This window comes from Blastococcus sp. DSM 46786, assembly GCF_900109665.1.
GTDB classification, from domain to species: Bacteria; Actinomycetota; Actinomycetes; order Mycobacteriales; family Geodermatophilaceae; genus Blastococcus; species Blastococcus carthaginiensis.
In genome coordinates, this window is sequence record NZ_FOAO01000011.1 from 26897 (window position 1) to 47113 (window position 20217).

Annotated in this window: 19 protein-coding genes and 1 pseudogene; 8 read left to right on the plus strand and 12 right to left on the minus strand. The window is 74.0% G+C overall.

All coding sequences use genetic code 11. The features are described 5' to 3' along the window. The first annotated feature begins 184 nt into the window (after positions 1-184). On the plus strand, positions 185-355 hold the full coding sequence (locus BMW62_RS22625; protein WP_170852343.1) for a hypothetical protein: 171 nt from the start codon (positions 185-187) through the stop codon (positions 353-355). 53 nt (positions 356-408) lie between these two features. On the opposite strand, the gene BMW62_RS11425 is transcribed toward BMW62_RS22625, so the two are convergent. From BMW62_RS11425 to BMW62_RS11435, 3 genes are all read right to left on the minus strand, one after another. Continuing rightward, positions 409-2220: an acyl-CoA dehydrogenase gene (locus BMW62_RS11425; RefSeq protein ID WP_091930989.1), complete on the minus strand. Its 1812-nt coding sequence runs from the start codon at positions 2218-2220 to the stop codon at positions 409-411. A 351-nt stretch (positions 2221-2571) separates the two neighbouring features. Further along, complete coding sequence (locus tag BMW62_RS11430; RefSeq protein WP_091930990.1) at positions 2572-4341, minus strand: MDR family MFS transporter; 1770 nt, start codon at positions 4339-4341, stop codon at positions 2572-2574. Then, positions 4338-4838, minus strand: a complete 501-nt coding sequence (locus BMW62_RS11435; RefSeq protein WP_091930991.1) for a MarR family winged helix-turn-helix transcriptional regulator — start codon at positions 4836-4838, stop codon at positions 4338-4340. The genes BMW62_RS11430 and BMW62_RS11435 overlap by 4 nt, the downstream gene beginning before the upstream one ends. 177 nt (positions 4839-5015) lie before the next feature. On the opposite strand from BMW62_RS11435, the gene hrpA reads away from it, so the two are divergent. Further along, a complete protein-coding gene (hrpA, locus tag BMW62_RS11440) occupies positions 5016-8954 on the plus strand; it encodes an ATP-dependent RNA helicase HrpA (RefSeq protein WP_091930992.1) in 3939 nt (1312 codons plus the stop codon). Here hrpA and BMW62_RS11445 read toward each other — a convergent pair. Continuing rightward, positions 8951-9319, minus strand: coding sequence for a hypothetical protein (locus BMW62_RS11445; protein WP_091930993.1), 369 nt, complete (start codon positions 9317-9319; stop codon positions 8951-8953). The genes hrpA and BMW62_RS11445 overlap by 4 nt on opposite strands. 214 nt (positions 9320-9533) lie before the next feature. Here BMW62_RS11445 and BMW62_RS11450 point away from each other — a divergent pair, with 214 nt between their 5' ends. From BMW62_RS11450 to BMW62_RS11455, 3 genes are all read left to right on the plus strand, one after another. Continuing rightward, a complete protein-coding gene (locus BMW62_RS11450) occupies positions 9534-9923 on the plus strand; it encodes an ATP-binding protein (protein WP_091930994.1) in 390 nt (129 codons plus the stop codon). Positions 9924-9998: 75 nt separating this feature from the next. Next, entirely contained in the window at positions 9999-10163 is a 165-nt protein-coding gene (locus BMW62_RS22630) for a hypothetical protein (RefSeq protein WP_170852344.1), read from the plus strand. Positions 10164-10252: 89 nt separating this feature from the next. Then, positions 10253-11569 (plus strand): cytochrome P450, encoded by a 1317-nt coding sequence (locus tag BMW62_RS11455; protein WP_091930995.1) that lies wholly within the window; start codon positions 10253-10255, stop codon positions 11567-11569. A gap of 108 nt (positions 11570-11677) precedes the next feature. On the opposite strand, the gene BMW62_RS11460 is transcribed toward BMW62_RS11455, so the two are convergent. Beyond that, entirely contained in the window at positions 11678-13000 is a 1323-nt protein-coding gene (locus BMW62_RS11460; protein WP_091930996.1) for a sulfate adenylyltransferase subunit 1, read from the minus strand. Between the two features lie 68 nt (positions 13001-13068). On the opposite strand from BMW62_RS11460, the gene BMW62_RS11465 reads away from it, so the two are divergent. After that, entirely contained in the window at positions 13069-13290 is a 222-nt protein-coding gene (locus BMW62_RS11465) for a hypothetical protein (RefSeq protein ID WP_091930997.1), read from the plus strand. Here BMW62_RS11465 and cysD read toward each other — a convergent pair. The 6 genes from cysD to BMW62_RS11495 all read right to left on the minus strand — a co-directional run bounded on the left by cysD (position 13281) and on the right by BMW62_RS11495 (position 18926). Continuing rightward, a complete protein-coding gene (cysD, locus tag BMW62_RS11470; protein ID WP_091930998.1) occupies positions 13281-14189 on the minus strand; it encodes a sulfate adenylyltransferase subunit CysD in 909 nt (302 codons plus the stop codon). The genes BMW62_RS11465 and cysD overlap by 10 nt on opposite strands. Positions 14190-14272: 83 nt before the next feature. Further along, positions 14273-15019 (minus strand): inositol monophosphatase family protein, encoded by a 747-nt coding sequence (locus tag BMW62_RS11475; RefSeq protein WP_091930999.1) that lies wholly within the window; start codon positions 15017-15019, stop codon positions 14273-14275. After that, positions 15016-15738: a PaaI family thioesterase gene (locus BMW62_RS11480; protein WP_244523984.1), complete on the minus strand. Its 723-nt coding sequence runs from the start codon at positions 15736-15738 to the stop codon at positions 15016-15018. Before BMW62_RS11480 ends, BMW62_RS11475 begins: the two co-directional genes overlap by 4 nt. A gap of 22 nt (positions 15739-15760) precedes the next feature. After that, positions 15761-17239, minus strand: a complete 1479-nt coding sequence (locus tag BMW62_RS11485; RefSeq protein WP_091931001.1) for a sensor histidine kinase — start codon at positions 17237-17239, stop codon at positions 15761-15763. After that, positions 17236-17964 carry a response regulator transcription factor gene (locus BMW62_RS11490; RefSeq protein ID WP_091931002.1) on the minus strand — a complete coding sequence of 243 codons (729 nt, stop codon included), beginning with the start codon at positions 17962-17964 and terminating at the stop codon, positions 17236-17238. The genes BMW62_RS11485 and BMW62_RS11490 overlap by 4 nt, the downstream gene beginning before the upstream one ends. A gap of 167 nt (positions 17965-18131) precedes the next feature. Next, entirely contained in the window at positions 18132-18926 is a 795-nt protein-coding gene (locus tag BMW62_RS11495; protein WP_091931003.1) for a siderophore-interacting protein, read from the minus strand. A 102-nt stretch (positions 18927-19028) separates the two neighbouring features. Between BMW62_RS11495 and BMW62_RS11500 the strand changes: the two genes are divergently transcribed. Both BMW62_RS11500 and BMW62_RS11505 read left to right on the plus strand, forming a co-directional pair. Beyond that, positions 19029-19238, plus strand: coding sequence for a hypervirulence associated TUDOR domain-containing protein (locus BMW62_RS11500; protein WP_091931004.1), 210 nt, complete (start codon positions 19029-19031; stop codon positions 19236-19238). Between the two features lie 58 nt (positions 19239-19296). Further along, complete coding sequence (locus tag BMW62_RS11505) at positions 19297-19755, plus strand: DUF2795 domain-containing protein (protein ID WP_091931005.1); 459 nt, start codon at positions 19297-19299, stop codon at positions 19753-19755. A gap of 24 nt (positions 19756-19779) precedes the next feature. Here BMW62_RS11505 and BMW62_RS11510 read toward each other — a convergent pair. Continuing rightward, positions 19780-20217: pseudogene (locus BMW62_RS11510) on the minus strand (hypothetical protein); the annotation flags it as partial.

The following is a 20217-nucleotide window of genomic DNA, read 5'->3' on the forward strand; positions in this document are numbered from 1 at the left end:
GCAACCACGCCGGGCATACCCGCTCGGCGCGGGTGACGGCTGTGCAACGTGTCACACCCCCTCAGGTGAACTCTCGGAACCGACGATTGAGACGGCGTCGATCGGGGGACAGTGAGCCCCGACGACGTGCCGCTTCCCGTGACCCGGTGGCGGCATCCGCGAGTTCTGCGAGGAGAGCGATCTGATGATGTTGTGGCCGGCCGTGACCCTGCTGGGGTTCCTGGTCCTGACGGCCCTGGTCATCGCGATGGGCACCCAGTCCACCGCCCGGTACGAGAAGGAGCAGCGCGCGGCGACCCGCGCCGCGAAGGCGCGCCACGCCGGCTCCGAGTCCGTGGGGGCCGTGCGCGCCTGAGAGAAGGAGTTCGACCGCCCCGCCGTCCTGCTGGACGGCGGGGCGTCGTCGTCTCAGAGCCAGGCGTCGCGGGCGTCGAGCACCGTGCGGTCCAGCGACTCCAGCAGATCGAACCAGGCCCGCGTGCGGGGCAGCTCCCAGCGCCAGAAGTACCGGGCCGCGGCGCGCTTGCCCTCGTGGAAGTCGGTGCTGCCCGCCTCGGCGGCCAGCGCCTGCTCGAGCCACAGCCAGGCGACGACGACGTGCCCGGCGGCCTCCAGGTAGACGTGCGAGTTCGCCAGGGCCAGGTCGGGGTCGCCGGTGCCCCACAGGGTCGCCGTCACCGAACCCATCCGGGCCACCGCGGCGTCGAGGTCGGCGGCGAAGCCCGCCCACTGCGTCCCGGCGGCGCGGGCGGTCGTCGCGCTGATCGTCTCGCCCAGCAGTGCGAGCCCGGCGCCGCCCTGCATGACGACCTTGCGGCCGAGCAGGTCGAGCGACTGGATGCCCTGGGTGCCCTCGTGGATCGGGTTGAGCCGGTTGTCCCGGTAGAACTGCTCGACCGGGTAGTCGCGGGTGTAGCCGTAGCCGCCGTGCACCTGGATGGCGAGGTCGTTGGCGGCCAGGCCCCACTGCGAGGGCCACGCCTTGGCGACCGGTGTGAGCATGTCCAGCAGCAGGTGGGCGCGGTCCCGCTCCTCCTGGGTCTCCGCCGTCTGCTCCTCGTCGACCAGCTTCGCGCAGTAGAGCCCCAGCGCCAGCCCGCCCTCGGCGTAGCTCTTGGCGGCCAGCAGCATCCGGCGCACGTCCGGGTGTTCGACGATCGGCACCATCGGGGAGGCGACGTCCGTGGATGCCGTGGTCTTGGCGCCGGCCGGGCGGCCCTGCGTGCGGGAGCGCGCGTACTCCAGCGCGTGCAGGTAGCCGGTGTAGCCCAGCACCGTGGCGCCCATCCCGACGCCGATCCGGGCCTCGTTCATCATGTGGAACATGTAGGTGAGGCCCTTGTGCTGTTCGCCCACCAGGTAGCCGACGGCGCCGGGCCGGCCGCCCGGGGTGTGCACGCCCTCGCCGAAGTTGAGCAGCGTGTTCGTCGTCCCCCGGTAGCCCATCTTGTGGTTGAGCCCGGCCAGGACCACGTCGTTGCGCTCGCCCAGCGAGCCGTCGTCGTCCACCAGGAACTTGGGGACGATGAACAGCGAGATGCCCTTCACCCCGGGCGGGCCACCCGGGATCTTCGCCAGCACCAGGTGCACGATGTTCTCGGTCAGCTCGTGGTCGCCGCCGGAGATCCACATCTTGTTGCCGCTGAGCCGGTAGGTGCCGTCGTCCTGGGGAACGGCCCTGGTGGTGATGTCGGCGAGCGAGGAGCCGGCCTGCGGCTCGGAGAGCGCCATGGTGCCGAACCAGCGGCCCTCGATCTCGGGCGCCACGAAGGTGTCGATCTGCTCGCGGCTGCCGTGCGCCAGCAGCAGGCGGGCGTTGCCCATCGTCAGGAACGGGTAGGCCGAGGTGCCCACGTTGGCCGCCTTGAACCAGGCGAAGACGGCCTGCCCGACCACGTGCGGCAGCTGCATGCCGCCGAACTCCTCGTCGAACTCGCCGGCCATCAGCCCGGCGTCGGCGAAGACCCGCAGCGCCTCGGCGACCTCCGGGATCAGCTCGACCTTGCCGTCGACGAACCGCGGCTCGTTCTCGTCGGCCCTGCGGTTGTGCGGGGCGAAGTGCTCGGTGGCGATCTGCTCGGCCAGGTCCAGCACCGCGTCGAAGGTCTCCCGCGAGTGCTCGGTGAACCGGGCCCGCTTGGTCAGGGACTCGACGTCGAGCCACTCGTTGAGCAGGAAGTCCAGGTCACGGCGGGACAGGATCAGCGACGACGACGGCACGGGATCTCCAGGCGCGGGTACGGCGGCGAGGTGCGAACCACTTCACACTAGGCCGGTTGCCCGGCGGCCCGGCGGGGGCAAGGCGGGGAGCGCCCGCAGCCGATCCGAGGAGCACGGACCGGCCCGGACGTGATGCCGCGCGCCGAGCGGTCGCAGCTGTTCGAGGACGAGGACGACAGCTGCGTGCGGGCGGTCTTCCAGCCCTGACGGGAGGGCTGCCCCGGCGGTGGCCCTGGGGCGGACATCCGGCCGGCCGGGATGTCCCGCTCGGGGTCACCGCCCCGGGGTGCCGTCCCATGGCGCGCGACGACCCCCTCCCGCGGTGCGGGAAGGGGTCGTCGGCTGCCGGGGTCAGCGGGGAGCGCGGGGGGTGCCGCCCGGCTGCCCCACCGGCGGCGGGACCGAGGTGGGTGCGGCCGCGCCCACGGCCTCGGTCGCCTCCTCGGCCGGGTCACCGGGGTCGCTGGTCGCCGTCCCGGCCGCCTGGCCCTGCCGGGCCTGGATGCCCGACTGGGTGCTCAGCGCGAGCTGGGGGAGGAACAGGAAGACGAGGAACCCGACCGCCACGACGCCGGCGGCGATGAGGAACACCAGGTCGATCGAGTTCGAGAAACCGACCTTGAACGGCTCGGCCAGCGCGGCCGGCAGCTCCTGGATGAAGGAGGTGTCGTCGAGGGCACCCCCGCTGCCGGCGCCGAGCTGCTGGAACTGCGGGGCCAGCTCCGGGTTGGCCCGCACGGTGTCCTGGACGGCGGCGTCGATGTCCTGCGGCAGCCGGGTGAACAGGATGGACAGGAACGCCGCCGTCCCGATGGTGCCGCCCATCTGCCGGAAGAACGTGACCGAGGAGGTGGCCACGCCCATCTCCCGCGGGGAGACGGCGTTCTGCACGGCGAGGATGACCGGCTGGAAGTTGAAGCCCAGCCCCAGGCCCAGCAGCACCATGAACGGCACCAGCGTCCACACCGAGGTGTCGGCGCCGACCAGGAAGGACATGGACAGCAGCGCGGTGACCATGAGGGCGATGCCCACCAGCGGGAAGACCTTGTACTTCCCCGTCCTCGAGATCGCGATGCCCGAGCTCATCGCGCCGACCATGATGCCGGCGACCAGCGGGATCATCTGCAGCCCGGCCACGGTCGCGCTGGAGCCCTGCACGATCTGCAGGTACTGCGGGAGCAGCAGCAGCCCGCCGAACATCCCGGCGCCCATGACGATCGAGCCGATGCCGCTGACGGCGAAGCTGCGGTTGCGGAACAGCCGCAGGGGCAGCAGCGCGTCGTCCCGGTAGGCCCGCTCGGCCAGCACGAAGAGCGCGAAACCGACGGCGCCGATGGCGTAGCAGGTGACCGCACCGGAGGAGGTCCAGCCCCAGACGCGACCCTGCTCGGCGACGACGAGCAGCGGCACCAGGAAGGTCATCAGCGCGAGGGCGCCCGGCCAGTCGATCCGGTGCGGGCGGCTCTCGTGCGGCAGGTGCAGCACCCGCCAGACCGCGGCGAAGGCGAGCAGCCCGAGGGGCACGTTGATCCAGAAGATCCAGCGCCAGCCGTCGACGCCGAGCAGCGAGCCCTGGCCGGCGAAGAAGCCGCCGATGACCGGGCCCAGCACGCTGGAGGTGCCGAAGACGGCCATGAAGTAGCCCTGGTACCGCGAGCGCTCCCGCGGCGGCACGATGTCGCCGATGATCGCCAGGGCGAGCGACATCAGGCCACCGGCGCCGATGCCCTGCACCGCGCGGAACGCGGCCAGCTGGTACATCGTGTCGGCGAGGCCGCACAGCGCGGAGCCGACCACGAAGATCACGATCGCGAAGAGGTAGAACGGCCGTCGGCCGTAGATGTCGGAGAGCTTGCCGTACAGCGGTGTCGCGATCGTCGACGTGATCAGGAAGGCCGTGGTCGCCCAGGCCTGGAGGTCGTAGCCCTGCAGGTCGTCCGCGATCGTGCGGATCGCGGTGGCGACCACGGTCTGGTCCAGGGCGGCCAGGAACATCGCGACCATCAGACCGGCCAGGATCGTGACGATCTGCCGGTGGCTGAAGACGCCGCTCGCGTCGGGTGCGGCGGCCGCTGCACGGGCGCCCCTGCGCTCGGCTGCGGTGCTGCGGGTGGAGGTCATGCGGACACCGTCCGGGAGGAAGCGGGGTTCTGGTCGTTCGGGAGGGTGGCGGCGATGCCGTCGAGCAGCCGGTCGAAGAGCCCGGTGAAGGTCGCCAGCTCGTCGTCGGTCCAGTCGGCGACGACGGTGCGCAGGAAGGCCACCCGCTCGGCGCGGAGCTCGTCCAGCTCGCTGTGACCGGCGTCGGTGAGCACCAGCCGGCTGGCCCGGCCGTCGGACTCGTCCGCGACGCGGACCACCAGTCCGCGCTCGACCAGGAGGGTGATGTGCCGGCTGATGGTGGACGGGTCGGCGTGCACGAGTTCGGCCAGCGCGCTCTGCCGCAACGGCCCCAGTCGCTGGAGCGGGAAGAGCAGGACCGACGCAGCCCGGTCACGGCCACCTTCGGCCGTGTGCTGGGCCTTGATGCCGTGGATGAGCCGCATGAACCGGGGCATCTGCTCGCTGAGCGCCAGCAGCCCGGAATCGCGGCGCCCCTCGGACGGGGACGTCGACATGGGGAACCTCGCGTGCCTTAAGGAAACTGCATGCAACCTACACCTTGTTGCTAGGCGCATGCATCGATCTGGTCGTGTGTCCCCGGCCACGGCGCCGGAGGTGGGATCCTGGGCGGGTTGCCCGCCGTCCGGTCAGGGCCGCGGGGCCATCGCACGGAGAGGACGCCGGGACAAACCGTGAGCGCACCGCACGACGACCTCCGGTCGCGGCTGTCCGGGTTGACGCTGGCCGACGAGCACCGGCTGCGCCGCCGGCTCGACGGGTTGCGCCGCACCAGGGACGCGCGTGCCCGCGAGCGGCAGCGCGAGCGCATCGCGGCCGACGTCGCCGCTGCCGAGGAGCGGATCGCCCGGCGCCGGGCGGCCGTGCCGGCGATCTCCTACCCCGAGGACCTGCCGGTCAGCGCGCGGCGCGAGGACATCGCCGCCGCCCTCAGGGACGCGCAGGTCGTCGTCGTCGCCGGCGAGACCGGGTCGGGCAAGACCACCCAGCTCCCCAAGATCGCCCTCGAGCTCGGCCGGGGCGTGCGGGGGCGGATCGGGCACACCCAGCCCCGGCGGATCGCCGCGCGCAGCGTGGCCGAGCGGATCGCCGAGGAGCTGGGGACGCCGCTGGGCGAGACCGTCGGCTACAAGATGCGCTTCAACGACCAGGTGTCGGACGCGACCCTGGTCAAGCTGATGACCGACGGCGTCCTGCTGGCCGAGATCGCGCACGACCGGCTGCTGCGCCAGTACGACACGATCATCATCGACGAGGCCCACGAGCGGAGCCTCAACATCGACTTCCTGCTGGGGTACCTGGCCCAGCTGCTGCCTCGGCGTCCCGACCTCAAGCTGGTGATCACGTCGGCGACGATCGACGTCGAACGCGTGGCTGCGCACTTCGCGGGCGCGCCGATCATCGAGGTCAGCGGCCGCACGTACCCCGTCGAGGTGCGCTACCGCCCGGTCGTCGACCCGGACGACCCGGACTCCGACGAGGACCGCGACCAGGTGACGGCGATCCTGGACGCCGTCGACGAGCTGGTGGCCGAGGGGCCCGGTGACATCCTGGTGTTCCTCGCCGGCGAGCGGGAGATCCGCGACACCCAGGACGCGCTCGCCGACCGCGCGCTGCCGGGCACCGAGATCGTGCCCCTCTACTCGCGGCTGTCGGCGGCCGACCAGCACAAGGTCTTCGCCCCGCACACCGGCCGGCGCATCGTGCTGGCCACCAACGTCGCCGAGACCTCGCTGACGGTGCCGGGCATCCGCTACGTCATCGACCCCGGCACGGCGCGCATCTCCCGGTACAGCCATCGCACGAAGGTGCAGCGGCTGCCGATCGAGCCGGTCAGCCAGGCCTCGGCCCGGCAGCGCTCCGGTCGCTGCGGGCGGCTCGGGCCGGGCATCGCCATCCGGCTCTACCCCGAGGCCGACTACGAGTCCCGCCCCGAGTTCACCGACCCGGAGATCCTGCGCACCAACCTGGCGTCGGTGCTGCTGCAGATGGCCGCGCTCGACCTCGGCGCGGTGGAGGACTTCCCCTTCGTCGACCCCCCGGACCGGCGGGCGGTCGCCGACGGGCTGGCCCTGCTCGAGGAGCTGCACGCGCTCGACGAGCACGGCCGGCTCACCCCGACCGGCCGGGCGCTGGCCGCACTGCCGCTGGACCCGCGGATGGCCCGCATGGTGGTCGAGGCCGACCGGCGCGGTGTGCTGGAGGAGGTGCTGGTCATCGCGGCCGGGCTGACCATCCAGGACCCACGCGAGCGGCCGACCGAGCACCAGCAGGCGGCCGACCAGATGCACGCCCGGTTCGCCGACGAGAACTCCGACTTCCTCGCCCTGCTGAACCTGTGGCGCTACCTCGGTGAGCAGCAGGAGGCGTTGTCCGGCAACCAGTTCCGCCGCACGGTGAAGCGGGAGTTCCTGCACTACCTGCGCATCCGCGAGTGGCAGGACCTGCACGGCCAGCTGCGCGGCACCGCCCGCCGGCTCGGCATGACGCTGAACGGCGCCGCCACCGAGCCTGACGAGCGCGGCATCACCGCCGCCCTGCTCGCCGGCCTCCTCAGCCACGTCGGCATGCAGGCGGAGGCGGTGAAGACGCGGGACGGGAAGCCCGGTCGGCCCGGCCGCGAGTACCTGGGCACGCGGAACACCCGCTTCGTGCTCGCCCCCGGCACGCCGCTGGCGAAGAAGCCGCCGCGCTGGGTGGTGGCCGCGGAGCTGATCGAGACCAGCCGGCTGTTCGCCCGCACGGTCGCCCGCATCGACCCCGAGACGGTGGAGAAGCTCGCCGACCACCTGGTCAAGCGCCAGTACTCCGAGCCGCGGTGGGACGCCAAGCGGGGCTCCGTCGTCGCCACCGAGCGGGTCACCCTGTACGGGCTGCCGCTGGTGGTCGGCCGTCGCGTGCAGTACGGCTCCATCGACCCGGTCGTCTCCCGGGAGCTGTTCATCCGGCATGCGCTGGTGCAGGGGGAGTGGACCACCCACCACCGTTTCTGGGCGGAGAACCAGCGGGCGATCGAGCGGGTCGCGGAGCTGGAGGAGCGCGCCCGCCGGCGCGACATCGGCGTCGACGACGAGACGCTGTTCGAGCTCTACGACGCGCGGGTCCCCGCCGACGTCGTCTCCACCCGGCACTTCGACACGTGGTGGAAGCGGGCCCGGCACGAGCAGCCCGACCCGCTCACCTTCACGCCGGAGATGCTCACCAACGCGGCCGCTGCGGCGCAGGTCCGCCCGGAGGACTTCCCCGACGAGGTGCGGCTGTCCCAGGCGCTCACGCTGCCCCTGTCGTACGCGTTCGCCCCCGGCAGCGCCGAGGACGGCGTGACGGTCGACGTGCCGCTGGGCGTGCTGGACTCGGTGGCCCAGCGGACGTCGGGGGAGTCGCTGGCCTTCACCGTGCCCGGCCTGCGCGAGGAGCTGGTGACGGCGCTGCTGCGCACCCTGCCCAAGGGCCTGCGCCGGGCGCTGGTGCCCATCCCCGACCGGGTGCGGGCGGTGCTGCCCGGGATCGACCCGGGGGAGCCGCTGCTGCCGGCGCTGGAGCGCGAGCTGCGCCGGGCCGCGGGCGTGGTGGTCCCGCCCGACGCGTGGCAGCCCGGTCAGGTGCCCGACCACCTGCGCGCCACCTTCCGGGTGCTCGACGACCAGCACCGGCCCCTGGCCACCGGCAAGGACCTCGCCGCGCTCAGGGCGCAGGTGGCCCCGCAGGCCCGGGCCGGTCTGGCGCGGGCGGCCTCGGACCTCGAGCGCACCGGGTGCACGTCCTGGGAGTTCGGCGAGCTGCCCCGCACCGTGGAGGTGCGTCGCGGCGCCCACGTCGTCACGGCGTACCCCGCGCTGGTGGACGAGGGGACGACGGTGGGGATCCGCGTCGTCCCGACCGAGGCCGAGGCGACCCGGCTGACCTGGCGCGGCGCCCGCCGGCTGCTGGTCCTGGTCGCGGGCTCGCCGGTCAAGCAGGTGGTCAAGGGGCTGGGCCCGGCCACCCGGCTGGCCCTGCAGTTCAACCCGGACGGCGAGATCCCCGACCTGGTCGCCGACTGCGTGGACGCCGCCGCCGACGAGCTGATCGCCGCCGCCGGGGGGCCGCCCCGCGACGCGGCCTCCTTCGACGCCCTGGTCGCCGCGGCGAAGGGGCAGCTGCACCGGCTCACCGTCGACACGGTCGGGCGCGTCGAGGCGGTGCTGACCCGGGCGCGCGAGGTGGCGGTCGCGATCGGCGGCGCGCCCGCCCGCCGGGTGCCCGAGGCGGCCGTGGCCGACCTGCGGCGGCAGATGACCGGGCTGCTGCACCGGGGTTTCGTCGCCGCGACCGGCCGCCGCCGGCTGCCCGACGTCGTCCGGTACCTGACGGCGATGGCGCACCGGCTGGAGAAGCTGCCGGCCAACGCGGTGCGCGACGAGCTGTGGATGCAGCAGGTCGCGGCCGTGACCGCGGAGTACGAGCAGCTGCGGAGGCAGGTGCCCCCGACCGGGGCGCCGGACGACCCGGTGACCCGGGTGCGCTGGATGCTCGAGGAGCTGCGGGTGGGGCTGTTCGCCCAGAACGTGGGCACGCCCCGCCCGGTGTCCGAGCAGCGGATCTACAAGGCGATCGACGCGATCGGCGTCTAGGACCCCGGCCCGGCCCCGTTCTCCTTCAGCAACGCCGAGATGCGCTGCCGGGTGACCCCGAAGAGGGCGGCGATCCGGTTGATGCTCACCTGCTCGCGCTGCAGGGCCGCCGCCTCCTCGCGGCGCCACTGGGAACCGGCGGTCGCCAGGCAGGACAGCACCGTGGAGATGCTCTCCACGACGAGCGGGCGGGACTCCTCGGTGACCAGCTCCAGCCACGGCCGGCCGGCCCGGCGGGCGGCCAGCAGCGCCTCGGCGCGCGCCCGCGCCCTGGCCAGCTCGTCCACCGACTCGTCGATGCGCCGGACGAGCTCCTCGAGCGCATCGAGTGCCGTGTCGTCTCCGGATGGCCGGGGGGCACTCATGCGCGCTCCTCGAGGTGTAGGCGACAAGGACGTGCGCAGTCTAGATGTAACGCGTGTTGCATGCAGCGGCGGTTGCATGCAATGGGGGTTGCGCATTCTGGTGGCGCTGGGGATAGTCGTGGGCAACGTATTGAGTTCCTGGGCCGCCCTGCCGATGTCGTCAGCGATGGGCCTTCCCGCTGCTCCCTCGCCCACTGCCAGAACGGAACGCCGCATGTCCACGCTCAGCGCCAGCCTCGACCTCCCCCCGGTCGCCGCCAGCGTGCCGGTGGCCCGGCGGCTGGTCCGCGAGCTGCTGCGGTCCTGGGGCGCCCGCCAGGACCACGAGGACGCCGCCCTGCTGGTCACCGAGCTGGTGGCGAACGTGGTGGACCACGTGGGCGGCACCGCCTGCCTCACCGTGGAGGCGACCCTGTCCGAGGACTGGCTGCGCCTCGCCGTCGTCGACTGCTCGCCCGCCCGCCCAGCGGTGCAGCCGTTCTCCCCGGACCGCTCCCGGGGCCGGGGGATGCTCATGGTGGAGGTGCTCGCCGACCGGTGGGGCTGCGAGGACCACCGCGACGGCAAGCGCGTGTGGTTCGAGCTGCGCCCGCCCCGGCTGTGACGCACCGGCTGGTTTGCCGCGCTCGCCGATCGGGGACCGGCGAGGAGGAAGCCAGCCGAAGGAAGGGACCGCGCGATGAGCGAGCCGAACACCCACGCCGCCGGTGAGGACGTCTCCGACGAGGAGATGATCGAGACCGTGGCGGGCCAGACCGACAGCGCGTCGGAGAACGCCGACGTCGCGGGCAAGGACTGGGACGGCGACCCGGGGTCCGCACCGGCCCCCGGCGACCAGGCCTGAGCGCCCCGCACCGACCCCGCACCGCCCCCGTCCCGTTCCCCGGCCGGGGGCGGTGCCGCGTCCGGGCCCGGCGTTGGCACACTGCGGTGATGAGCGCCACAGCGGAGCAGCTGAGCCGGCCCTCCCGCACCGCGGCCCGTTGGGCGGTCCGGCACGGCCTGCCGGCGGTGTACCTCTCCCGCAGCGCCCGCCGGGGTGACGCCGTCGGCCGGCTGATGCGCGACCCGGCCCTCCGCGAGCAGCCCTACGGGCTGTACGAGGAGCTGCGCGCCCGCGGACCGCTCACCGGCAGCAGCCTGGGGCTCGTCACGACGTCCCACCCCGTGGCCCAGGAGGTGCTGCGCAGCGACCGCTTCGGCGTGGGCTGGGACCGCTCGACGGCCCCGCGGGTCGTCCGCTGGGCGCTGGAGTTCGGCGACGACCCTGCCGCCGCCGGGGTGGCCGAACCGCCGTCCATGCTCGTCGTCGACCCACCCGACCACACCCGGTTCCGCCGGCTGGTCAGCCGCGCCTTCACCCCGCGGGCGACGGCGGCCTTCGAGCCGGCCGTCCGGCGCACCGCCGAGCGACTGCTCGACGACCTCGAGCGCCGGGACGGCGTCGTCGACCTCGTCGAGGCCTACGCGGCGCAGCTGCCCGTGCTCGTCATCACCGAGCTCCTGGGCGTCCCCGTCGCGCGCCGCGAGGACTTCCTCCGCTGGGGCGCGGCGGCGGCCGCCACCCTCGACCCGGGCCTGCCGCTGGGCCGCTTCCTGGCCGCGGAGCGGGCGCTGCGGGCGATGCACCGCTTCCTCGGCGAGCACTTCACGCGGCTCCGCCGGGAGCCCGGCGACGACCTGGTCAGCCGGCTGGTCACCCTGCCGCCCGACGAGGCGCTCGACGACCGGGAGCTGCACGCCACGGTGCTGCTGCTCCTGGGCGCGGGCTTCGAGACCACGGTCAACCTGCTGGGCAACGCCGTGGTGCTGCTGGACGCGCACCGCGACCAGTGGGACGCCCTGCGCTGCGGCGAGGCGAGCTGGGACGATGCCGTCGAGGAGGTGCTGCGGCTGGACAGCCCGGTGCAGCTGACCGGCCGGACGGCGCGCGCGGACGTCGAGCTCGCCGGCCGGCGGGTGGGCGCCGGCATGCGGGTGACCCTCCTGCTGGGCGCGGCGAACCGCGATCCCGACGTCTTCCCCGACCCGGCGCGGTTCGACGTCACCCGGGCCAACGCGCGGGAGCACCTGGCGTTCTCCGGGGGCATCCACTACTGCCTGGGCGCGGGGCTGGCCCGGCTGGAGGGCGCCGTGGGCTTGCAGGCGCTGGGCGAGCGCTTCCCGGGCCTGCGCGTGGCCGGCCGCCCGGTGCGCCGCAACCTGCAGACCCTGCGCGGCTTCGAGGTGCTCCCGGTCGCGCTCCGCTGACCCCTTGTTGATCAGGTCACCTGGTCGTTCGGGGTCCTGGCTCACGGTCGGCGGTGAGCCAGGACCCTGTCAGGTGAGCCAGGACGCCACCGGCCGGGCCGGGAGGGGTCAGCTGCCGGGGACCAGCATGCCCGCGCCGACGGTGGCGTTGGTCGCCTCGTCGACGAGGATGAAGCGCCCGGTCACCCGGTTGCGCGAGTACTGGTCCACGAACAGCGGCTGGGTGGTGCGCAGCAGCACCCGGCCGATGTCGTTCAGGCCGAGCTCGGTCGCGTCCTGCTCGCGGTGCAGCGTGTTCACGTCCAGCCGGTACTGCAGCTCCTTGACCACCGCCCGCACCGACCGGGTGGTGTGCTTGACGGCCAGCCGTTGCCGGGGACGCAGCGTTTCGTCGGTCATCCAGCAGACCAGCGCGTCGAGGTCCTGCGTCACGTGCGGGGCGTTGGCGGGCCGGCAGATCAGGTCGCCGCGGGAGACGTCCAGGTCGTCGGCCAGTCGCACGGTCACCGACATCGGGGCGAACGCCTCCTCGACCGGGCCGCGGGGCCCGTCGATGCCGGCGATCGTCGTCGTCAGGCCGCTGGGCAGCACCTGGACCTCGTCGCCGGGGCGCAGCACGCCGCTGGCGACCGTCCCGGCGTAGCCGCGGTAGTCGTGGTGCGCGTCGGACTGCGGGCGGATCACGTACTGCACCGGGAACCGGACGTCGACCAGGTTGCGGTCGCTGGCGACGTGCACGTGCTCGAGGTGGTGCAGCAGCGACGAGCCCTGGTACCAGGGCGTGTTCTCGGACCGGCGGACGACGTTGTCGCCGTGCAGCGCCGAGATCGGCACCACGGTGAGGTCGGGCACGTCGAGCTTGGCGGCGAACGCGGTGAACTCGTCGCGGATCGCCTCGTAGGTCTCCTCCGACCAGTCGACGAGGTCCATCTTGTTGACGGCGACGACCAGGTGCGGCACCCGCAGCAGCGAGGCGAGGAAGGCATGCCGCCGGCTCTGCTCGAGCATGCCCTTGCGGGCGTCGACCAGCACGATCGCGAGGTCCGCCGTGGAGGCGCCGGTGACCATGTTCCGCGTGTACTGCACGTGGCCGGGGGTGTCGGCGAGGATGAACGTGCGCCGTGGGGTGGCGAAGTACCGGTAGGCGACGTCGATGGTGATGCCCTGCTCGCGCTCGGCGCGCAGGCCGTCGGTGAGCAGCGCCAGGTCGACGTAATCGCCCTTGCTGGCCCGCTCGACCGCCTCGTACTGGTCCTCGAAGACGGCCTTGCTGTCGTACAGCAGGCGGCCGATCAGCGTGCTCTTGCCGTCGTCCACCGAACCGGCGGTCGCGATGCGCAGGATGTCCTTGCGCGCGGTGGCGATCTCGGCGGCCGCCTCGGCGGCGGCCGAGTGGACGTCGACGGGGGCGTCGGGCTGGGCGGCGGTCATCGGGCGGTCTCCTGGCGCAGGGCGGCGGCGTGGCGGACGCTGGTCTCCGTCGACCGGGGAGGCAGCGGGTGTTCGTGTTCCTCGCCGTCCCGGGACTGCTCGTCGTGGTCGCGGGCTACGTCGTCGGCTTCGCCGTGGCGGACTGGGTGTGCGGGCTGCTGGGCGCGCGGCCGGGCGGGACGCCGGAGCTCGCCGGCTGGCTGACGGGGCTGCTGCTGCTCGCCGTCGTGCTGCGGCTGCTGCTGGTGCTGCACCGCCGCCGGAGCAAGGACGGCGGGCATCAGAAGTAGCCCTCCTTCTTGCGGTCCTCCATCGCGGCGTCGCTGACCTTGTCGTCCCCGCGGGTGGCCCCGCGCTCGGTCATGCGGGTCACCGCGATCTCGGCGATGACCTCCTCGACCGTGGCGGCGGTGGAGGGGACGGCGGCGGTCAGGTTGGCGTCGCCGACCGTGCGGTAGCGGACGCTCCGGCGCTGGACCTGCTCGCCCTCGCGCGGGCGGATGAACTCGTTGACCGCGTAGAGCATCCCCTGGCGCTCGACGACGTCCCGCTCTTGGGCGAGGTAGAGCGGGGGGATGGCGATCTCCTCGCGCAGGACGTACTGCCAGATGTCCAGCTCGGTCCAGTTCGACAGCGGGAAGACCCGGATCGACTCGCCGAGGTGGATGCGGCCGTTGTAGAGGTCCCAGAGCTCGGGGCGCTGGTTCTTGGGGTCCCACTGGCCGAACTCGTCGCGGAAGGAGAAGACGCGCTCCTTGGCCCGCGCCTTGTCCTCGTCCCGGCGGGCGCCCCCGAACAGCGCGGTGAAGCCGTGCTCCTCGACCGCGTCCAGCAGCACCGGCGTCTGGATGCGGTTGCGCGAGCCGTTGGGCTCCTCCTTGACGGTGCCCGCGGCGATGGCGTCGGGCACGGAGGCGACCACGAGCTGGACGTCCAGCTCCGCGACCCGCTTGTCGCGGAAGGCCAGCACCTCGGGGAAGTTCAGCCCGGTGTCCACGTGCATGACCGGGAAGGGGATGCGGGCCGGCGCGAACGCCTTGCGGGCCAGCTCCAGCATCACGATGGAGTCCTTGCCGCCGGAGAACAGCAGCACCGGCCGCTCGAGCTCGGCGACCACCTCACGGATGACGTGGATGGACTCGGCCTCCAGCGTCTCCAGCTGGCTGAGCCGGTAGTCGGGCGTCGTCACGCGCGCATGCTCCACGGGGTAGGGATCGGGTCGGCGACCGGCGCAACCCGATCGGATCGGTGCGGATTCCCGACCAGTCTCCGCTATCGGGCCGGGGCGACCGCAGCCAGCACCTCGGGCGCCAGCTCGGGACGGGCCACGACCAGGTCCGGCAGCGAGGGATCGGGGGCGTTGTAGACCAGCGGCGACCCGTCCAGCCGGCAGGTCACCAGCCCCGCCGCGCGGGCCACGGCGACCGGTGCGGCGGAGTCCCACTGGTACATGCCGCCGCCGTGCACGTAGGCGTCGACCTCCCCGCGCACGACCGCGAGCGTCTTGTAGCCCGCCGAGCCCATCGGCACCAGCTCGCCCCCGAGCGCGTCGGCCACGGCCTGCGCCTCGGCCGGGGGCCGGGTGCGGCTGACGGCGATGCGGACCGGTCCGTCCGGGCGCGGCGGCAGTGCGGGAGCCGGGTCGGTGACGTGCACCTCGTCCAGCGCCGGCAGGGCCACCGCAGCGGCCACGAGCTCGCCCCCGGACCAGAGGGCGACGTGCACGGCCCAGTCGCCACGGGCCGGGTCGGAGTACTCGCGGGTGCCGTCGAGCGGGTCGACGATCCACACGCGGTCGGCGGTCAGCCGGCGGGCGTCGTCCACCGCCTCCTCGCTGAACACGGCGTCCCCGGGGCGGGCGCCGGTGAGCACCCCGAGGATCGCCCGCTGCGCGGCGGCGTCCCCGGCGTCGCCCAGCGCGCGCCCCGCCGGTCCGCCGGTCCGTAGCGGCAGCAGCGCATCCGCCGCGGCCCGGGCCGCCGCCTGGGCGACCTCGACGTCCCGGCCGACGCCGGTCACACCTGCTCCACGACGGTGGCGTCCCCGGGGTTGCCCGGCGGGCGGTGCGCTCCGGAGACGTCGGTGACCGAGCCGAAGTAGCTCTCCAGCTTCTCCGGTCGTGGCATGACGAAGATCCCGCGCGCCTCGACCAGCGGCCGGTCGGGTGCGTCGGCCAGCGCGATCGATCCGGCGATGACCGACTTGCGGCCCGAGGTCTCCTCCACCCAGCCGCGGAAGGCCAGCGGGCGGCCGAGGGGGACCGGCCCCCGGTAGTCCAGCTCGAGGTGCGCGGTCATGCCCCACAGCCCGTTGACGGCTGCGGTGTCACCCAGCACCTGGTCCATGAAGAGCGCGCTCATCCCGCCGTGCAGGAACGTGGGCGGGCCCTCGTAGGCCGCGCCGAGCGTGGCCTCGGCGCTGACCACGCCGTCGGTCACCCGGAACCGCAGCGGCGGGGCCATGCCGTTGGCCACACCGCTGACCGGGTTGAACGTCCGCCGCCGGGCGGCGGGATCGTCCAGGCGCGGCAGCTGGGACAGCGGCCGGCGGGGGCCCTCGAGCTGCCCGGTGGCCGCCCGCACCAGCTCGGCGGCCGAGCGGACCGCGGTCGCATCCGCCGTGGTGGTCGCCGAGAGCTCGATCAGCTCGCGCAGCGCCGCGGCCAGGTCGATCGAGGCGGTCATCAGGTCGGCGTCGGCCGGAGCGCCGGGATCGGGAGCGCCGTCGTTCGTCGTCACCGGGCGATGGTCGCAAGCGGCCTCAGGCGGCGGGTGCGCCACCCCCGGAAGGCCCGCTCCGCGGCAGCCGCACGGTCACCGCGAGGCCCTCGCCGGGCGCGGTCTCCAACGACGCCGACCCGCCGTGGGCGGCGGCCAGCGACGCGACGATCGACAGCCCGAGGCCGGTGCCGCCGGCGGCGCGGGTGCGGGAGGCGTCCGCCCGGTAGAACCGCTCGAACGCGCGCTCGGCGTCGGCCCGGTCCATCCCCGGGCCCTCGTCGGCGACCCGCAGCAGCAGCGCATCCGGGTCGTCGGGGGCCTCGGCCACGGAGACCAGCACCCGGGTGGACGGCGGGGTGTGGGTGAGCGCATTGGTGACGAGGTTGCCGACCACCTGGCGCAGCCGGCTCTCGTCGCCGAGCACGACCGGCACGTCGGTGAGCGACTCGTCCAGGTGCAGGCTGATCGGCCGGTCGGGCTGGACGGCGCGGGCGTCGTGCACCGCGTCGCCGGCGACCGCGGCGAGGTCGACCGGCGCCACGGACAGCGGCCGCTGCTGGTCCACGCGGGCCAGCAGCAGCAGGTCCTCGACGAGGAGCCCCATGCGCCCGCCCTCGGCCTCGATGCGCTGCATCAGCCGGGCGACGTCCTCCTCCGAGCGCACGGCGCCCTGGCGGTACAGCTCGGCGAAGCCGCGGATCGAGGTCAGCGGGGTGCGCAGCTCGTGGCTGGCGTCGGCGACGAACCGGCGCATCCGGTGCTCGGACCCGCGCGCCTGCTCCTCCGACGCCTGCTGGGCGCGGAAGGCGGCCTCGATGCGGGCGAGCATGCCGTTGAGCGCCGTCGAGAGCCGGCCCACCTCGGTGCGCCCGTCGCCGACGGGGACGCGCCGGGAGAGGTCGCCCGCGGCGATGGCGGCGGCGGTGCGCTCGACGTCGACCAGCGGGCGGAGGCTGTTGCGCACCAGCACGTACCCGGCGGCACCCAGCAGCACCAGGAGGGAGAGCCCCACGACCAGCTCGATGCGGACCAGGCGGGAGATGGCCCGTTCCACGCCCGCGTTGTCGTCGCCGACGACCAGGGTGTACCCGCCGGGCAGCTGGCCCGAGGTCATCCGCCACCGCTCGCCGTCGACCCAGACGGTGAAGGGGCGGTTGTCCGCCCGGAGCCGCTCCACCGCCTTGCCGCTCAGCTCGGGCACGTCGTCCCCGCGCGGCCCCTGGGGCTCCCCGAGGACCACCGGCTCGTCGCTGTCGGGCGCGAGGCACGCGACGTACAAGGGGTTGGGCGCGGGGTCGCCGGGCTGGCGGCAGGCGGCGGCCACGTCGGGGCGCAGGTTGTAGTCGACGAAGAGCCCCAGCTCGGCGTCCCGCTGGTCCTGCAGGTAGTCGCGCAGCAGCGAGGTGGTGGCCAGCCCGGTCGCCAGCAGGGCGACGCTCAGCAGCGCCACCGTCAGCGCGACGAGGGTGACCCGGAGCGGGACCCGTGGGCCCCGCACCGGTGCGGGAGGAACGGTCATGCGCCCCGCGGCAGCCGCAGCGTGTACCCGACCCCCCGGATGGTGTGCAGCAGCCGCGGCTCGGTCGTGTCGATCTTGCGGCGCAGGTAGGAGATGTAGGACTCGACGACGTTGGCCTCGCCGTTGAAGTCGTAGTTCCACACGTGGTCGAGGATCTGCGCCTTGGAGAGCACCCGCCCGGCGTTGGCCATCAGGTAGCGCAGCAGCTTGAACTCGGTGGGGGAGAGGCTGATGACCTCGCCGGCCTTGATGACCTCGTGGCTCTCCTCGTCCAGCTCGATGTCGGCGAACGTCAGCCGTGGGGCCTCGGCGGCCCGCTGCGCGCCGGCGGTGCGCCGCAGCACGGCGCGGATGCGCGCCACGACCTCGTCCAGGCTGAACGGCTTGGTGACGTAGTCGTCGCCGCCGAGCGTCAGGCCGGAGACCTTGTCCTCCGCGGCGTCCCGGGCGGTGAGGAAGAGCACCGGGGTGTGGCGGCCGCTCTCACGGAGACGCCGGACGACGCCGAAGCCGTCCAGCCCGGGCATCATCACGTCGAGCACCAGCAGGTCCGGCCGGAACGAGGCGGCCAGGGCGAGGGCCTGCTGGCCGTCCGCGGCGGTGGCCACCTCGAAGCCCGCGTAGCGGAGGCTCGCCGAGAGCAGCTCGCGGATGTTCGGCTCGTCGTCCACCACGAGCAGGCGGGCCTCGGGGGCGGTGCGCCCGGTGGGCTGGGTGCCGGACATCGTTCCTCCGGGGGCGTGCGCCGGTGCCGTCGACATGCACCCAGGGTGGGCGCGCCGGCTGCAGTGGGTCTGGACGCTACCTGTGAACTCCCTGGACGACTCGGGCATAGGAAGCTTTCCCTACGTCCGGAGCCCTCGGAACGCAGGTATTGCTTCCTATGCCCGGGTCAGCCGGCAGGCGCCATGGCGCGCCCGCGCCGCCAGTAGCCGATCGCGTGGTGCTGGGCCCGGCCCAGCCCCCAGCGCCCGCGCAGGTCGGCGCGGATGGCGCGCACGGCGGCCGACTCCGCGCCCACCCAGGCGAACACGTCGTCGCCCGGGGGCCGCTCCAGCGAGGCCACGGCGGTGACGAGCAGCGTGCTCTCCCCGGGCGGGGTGGCGCCCCGGTGCAGCCAGCGAAGCTCCACCCCCGGCGGGCCGGCCAGCTGCTGCTCCTCCTCGGGGCCGGCGACCTCGAGGTACGCGATCCCGGTGGTGCCGGTCGGAGCGGCGGCGAGGATGCGGCTCACCGCGGGCAGCGCCGTCTCGTCCGCCACCAGGAGCAGCCACCGGGCCGGGCGCTCGGCGAGCGAGGCGGCGCCGGCGACGCCGAGCAGGGCGCCGGGGCGTGCCGCGGCGGCCCAGGACGCGGCCGGGCCGTCGCCGTGCAGCACGAAGTCGATGTCCACCTCGCCCACGGCCGGGTCCTGCCGGCGGGCGGTGTAGCTGCGCAGCGCCACGCCGTGGCTGCCGTCGGGCCACACCACGCGGCCGTCGCGCTGGAGGAGCGGCCAGCGGGGAGCGGCATCGTCCACCCGCGGCACCAGCAGGTTCACCGTGGGCCCGGCGGCGGCCACGGCGTCCGGCGTCCCCGACAGCGTCACCCGGCGGACCGAGGGGGTCACGTCGGTGACCGCGACGACGGTGAGGACGTCGACCGGGCGCAGACCGTCCACGAGGGCGGCGTCGTTCGCGGTGGTCACGTCGTCCGAGCGTAGGCGGGCAGGCGATCGGGCCTCCGATGTGTGTGCGCACCGCGCTGCGGGCACCGGCAGGGGCAGCACCGTCCGACGAAGGAGAAGACGATGGCCGACGACTTCGAGAAGGGCGACCACGTCGCCTGGAAGAGCCACGGGTCGAAGACCGAGGGCACGGTGGAGAAGAAGATCACGTCCGACACCGAGGCCTCTGGTCGCACCGTGCGCGCCAGCAAGGACGACCCGCAGTACGAGGTCCGCAGCGACAAGTCCGGGCGCACCGCGGTGCACAAGCCCGGCGCTCTCGACGAGGCCTGATCCTTCGCGGACGGACCCACGGCCCGGCGCTGCCGGGCCCGATCAACAGGAGGCACACGTGACCGAGTCCGCAGGCGCGTCCTCGCGCAGCACCAAGCACAACCCCCGGCTCGACGAGGAGCTCGAGCACGAGGTCCAGGGCATGCTCAAGGCCGAGCGGGCCACCCGGGCGCACGAGTGGCGCGAGGTGGAGCCGGTCGCCGAGGGGCAGCCGGACATCGACGCGGACCCGGCGGGCACGCTCGTCGGCGGGACGCCGGTGGGCATGGACGAGGACGCCGTGGTGGCCCGCGCCGAGCTGTCGCGCTGGCTGGACCGGGCCGACTTCCCGAGCAGCGGACCCGACCTGGTCGAGGCCGCGCGCGACCACCGGGCGCCCGACGTCGTCGTCGCCGAGCTGGAGCGGTTGCCGCAGGGCGAGACGTTCGAGCGGATCGGCGACGTCGTCCGGGCCCTGGGGTACCCGACCGAGACCGGCCCGGGTCCCGGGGCGTCGGAGCCCGCGCAGGACTCCTGACCCACGGGCGGCGAGGGCGCCGGCTCAGCCGCCGGCGCCTTCGCGCGCCTCGTCCTCCGCGATCTCCTCGGCGCCGCGGCGGCGGAACAACCTCGAGCCGGGGAAGCCCTTCACGATCTGCCGCATGTCCTGCACGGTGTCGACCAGGTCGTGGACGTCGGTGCCCACGTTCTCGAGTCCCTTGAGAGCGGGCAGCACCTGGTCGTCCAGGTGGCCGAGCACCTGCGGCAGCCGGTCGATCAGCGTGATGAGCGCGTCGACCTCCGTCGCGTCGAACTCGGCCGCCAGCCGCCGCAGCGACGGCGCCAGCGCGACGAGGGCCGGCTCGTAGTCGGCGAGCAGCGGCTCCGCCCGGCCGACCATCCCCTCGGCCCGGCCGACGAGCTCGTCCGCCCGCCCGACCGTGCTGCCGACGTCGGTCACGGCCTGCTCGGCCCGCTGGCGGGTGGCGTCCATGTCGGT